The sequence below is a fragment of the Haliea sp. genome (assembly GCF_040222615.1).
Classification (GTDB): domain Bacteria; phylum Pseudomonadota; class Gammaproteobacteria; order Pseudomonadales; family Halieaceae; genus Haliea.
The window spans coordinates 1-2,654 of record NZ_JAVKCQ010000031.1 but is presented as its reverse complement, the minus strand read 5'-3'; the positions used below and the strand labels follow the sequence as shown (position 1 = coordinate 2,654).

4 protein-coding genes and 2 pseudogenes are annotated in these 2,654 nt (G+C 62.5%); 1 reads left to right on the top strand and 5 read right to left on the bottom strand.

What is annotated here, in order from left to right; all coding sequences use genetic code 11:
• Window positions 1-72: 72 nt before the first annotated feature.
• Complete coding sequence (locus tag RJQ10_RS03240; RefSeq protein ID WP_350143578.1) at window positions 73-294, top strand: XdhC family protein; 222 nt, start codon at window positions 73-75, stop codon at window positions 292-294.
• Window positions 295-368: 74 nt separating this feature from the next.
• Here RJQ10_RS03240 and RJQ10_RS03235 read toward each other — a convergent pair whose 3' ends face one another.
• From RJQ10_RS03235 to RJQ10_RS03215, 5 genes and pseudogenes are all read right to left on the bottom strand, one after another.
• Window positions 369-716: a hypothetical protein gene (locus RJQ10_RS03235; RefSeq protein WP_350143576.1), complete on the bottom strand. Its 348-nt coding sequence runs from the start codon at window positions 714-716 to the stop codon at window positions 369-371.
• A gap of 3 nt (window positions 717-719) precedes the next feature.
• A complete protein-coding gene (locus RJQ10_RS03230; RefSeq protein ID WP_350143574.1) occupies window positions 720-1,187 on the bottom strand; it encodes a nucleotidyl transferase AbiEii/AbiGii toxin family protein in 468 nt (155 codons plus the stop codon).
• Between the two features lie 14 nt (window positions 1,188-1,201).
• Entirely contained in the window at window positions 1,202-1,465 is a 264-nt protein-coding gene (locus RJQ10_RS03225) for a type IV toxin-antitoxin system AbiEi family antitoxin domain-containing protein (RefSeq protein ID WP_350143580.1), read from the bottom strand.
• Window positions 1,466-1,682: 217 nt separating this feature from the next.
• Window positions 1,683-1,781: pseudogene (locus tag RJQ10_RS03220) on the bottom strand (hypothetical protein); the annotation flags it as partial.
• 632 nt (window positions 1,782-2,413) lie between these two features.
• Window positions 2,414-2,654, bottom strand: a pseudogene (locus RJQ10_RS03215) (transposase zinc-binding domain-containing protein); the annotation flags it as partial.

Genomic DNA, 2,654 nt, shown 5'->3' with positions numbered 1-2,654 from the left:
GCACGCGCTGGCCGCGGCGCGTGACGAACAGGGCGCGGCGCCAGCCGCCAGATCCTGAGCGAGGCCAGGCTCATGCCCGCGCGCTATATGAACGATGTGCTCCCGACCTGTCTGGCGTGGCGGGCCGCCGGCCAGCGCACGGCGCTGGTGACGCTGGTGTTCGTCGACGGCTCCGCGCCGCGACCGCTCGGCAGCCAGATGGCCATCAACGAGGCAGGCGAGGCGATCGGCAACATCACCGGTGGCTGCGCCGAAGCGGCGATCATCGCCGAAGCGCTGGCCCGCTGCTCATGAGGATCGAAGGGCAACGTCGCGAGCACGAACGGGCGCCACGCCTGGCCGGAGGTAACGCGACACGGTAAACAGGTTCAGGCCGCCACTGGAGTACAGGAGCCACCAGTCGGCCATCGTTGAGGGAAGTGGGTGTCGGCGTTCGCTGCGGCGATGGCAGGAAGCAGGAAATCCCGAAGGGGTACCACGAGAACCTCGAGTTGCAGCACTTCGAGCCTGTTCTTTCGCACGAACGCGTGCCACTGCGTCTGCTCTTGCGTGTCGCGTGCGAAATCGTCAGTCAGGCCAAAGGGGACGCCCGGAGGCAACTCAGTCTTGCGGCGATCGAAGGTCGCCCGGATCGCGCTTCGCAGGGTGTCACCGTCGAACTCGGTATAGCGCGGATACACGCGCAACTTCGGCGCCTCGGAATCCGGGAGCATCACGGGCTACCGGACTTCCTCCGGCCCGGGCGTGCAGGCATTCCCATAACCGATGTCGAACTGGATCGGGCAACGCGCGCCGTCAATCAGCCCGAGGAAGGTGACGCGTACCCCGGCGTAGTTGGCCCCCTTGCAAGTCTCTGCTGCGTGGACGGTGTCCGGTCGGAACGTCACCCCGTCGTCGGCGTCCATCATGTAGACGTTCTTGAAGATGGCTTCCAGAACTGACAACTCGGCCGAGCCAAGACCCAGGAAATCCGCGGTGCGCGTCGAGCGATGGGGAATGTCGAACCACGGGTCGAACGGCAGCGCTCCTTTCAGCAGAAACTGGTCGGCGTGGGGGGAGATGCTGAGCCGATACAGGAGGCGCTCGAGCGCGTAGCGGGTCAGGATGAGGTTGAAGTCCTGCCGGGTCTCCCGAGCGCGGTTGAGCAGGCGGGCCCGCACGGAAGCCGCCAGGTTTCGTCCGCTCAAGGCAGGCTATCCATCTAAGGGCGCATCATGTTGGCCACCCGGCAGAGCGTGGCGTACCGCCAGAGTTCGTCCATGCTGACGCGCTTGGCACGCCAGGCCTCCTGCGGCGCCTCACGTGCGACATCGAGGCCGATCTTGTTACGGAACTTGAAGTAGTCAGCCACTGTACGGGCGACACTGGTCTCGCGCACCGGCACGCCATCGATGGCGTACTCCTCGACACCGTCCGTCAACGCAGCGCCTGAGAAGCGCACGATACGCAGAGGAGGGTAGTCCATCTTCGGCGCGCGCTTTGTTGGGGTTGGCCAGCCAGACCTCGAACGGCGATTGTGTTGTGAGGTCGTGGAAGCGTAGCGCCGATAGCAGGCAGACGAGCGCTTGCGGATGTTTGCGCGCCACTTCGGCCAAGGCGTTGTGTTCCGAGACCAGTCTATTCGGCAGCGTGTACACGCCACGTCCCACGTGCCGGAGCAGTCCTTGCCGCATCAGTCGAGTGAGGCCAACGATGGGGAGCTCGCGCTCAGCCAGATCGTGTGGTCGAATGAGGCCGCGCTCTGCGGCGAGATCCAGAATGGCTTGATGCGAATTGGCCATGCCGCCATGGAGTTGCGAAATGCCGGTAATAGTCAATAACTACCGATATAAAACAACAAATCTCGCCACTGTCCTCTGGCCGGCGGGCAGTCGTCAGGCGCCCTGCGGCGTCGGATGGGGGTATTTTGGTCGAGGGCGCGAAGGTACCCCTAAAAATACCCCCAGATCGAATTGATAGGGATAGTTATGAGCGATTAAGCGCGGGTAAGAGATTTCGCTCGAACCCGATAGAGAAAGGTGGTAAATCCCTAGCGATTCAGACCGAGTCACTGCGGGATCGGAAATCGAACTCAAATTATCCTTTTTAAAACAGCACTTTACGTTCTGAAAATTGGTGGAGGCGGCGACAATCACATCGCCATATTAATCAATGCGTCACGCTGCTAAACGCCAGAAATGCCCCCATAGATACCCCCGCCCGGAGCTGATAGGAACAGAGGGCGTTTCGTACCCGGGTAGAGCAGCGGTTGCTAAGCTGATAATGAGTCCACACTCGCAGGGACGCGAGCATGGAGCCATTGCCGACTGGCAGGGAAGCCAGTTCGGGTGGTGGCGCACCGCCGTATGTGCGCCACCGTCCGGAGCGGAGCCTCCTTTATCAAATCGTCGAGGAATACTACCCGGCGTTCAAGGCGCACCGGCTGCTCGGGAAAGACCTCGTCGACCAGCAGTGCCGCGCTCTCGGCCATCCGCCGGGCTCCGCAGCTCGGGCAGAAGCCGCGGCGTTTACAGCTGAACCCGACCAGGTGCTCGCTATGACAGGTGCCGCAGCGAACTCGAAGAAAACCGTGCTCGAGGCGTCCACACTTGAGGTAGCCCTCGAACTCTTGCTCCACGTAATCGGGTAAGGCGTCGCCCCGCGCCGCCAGATGC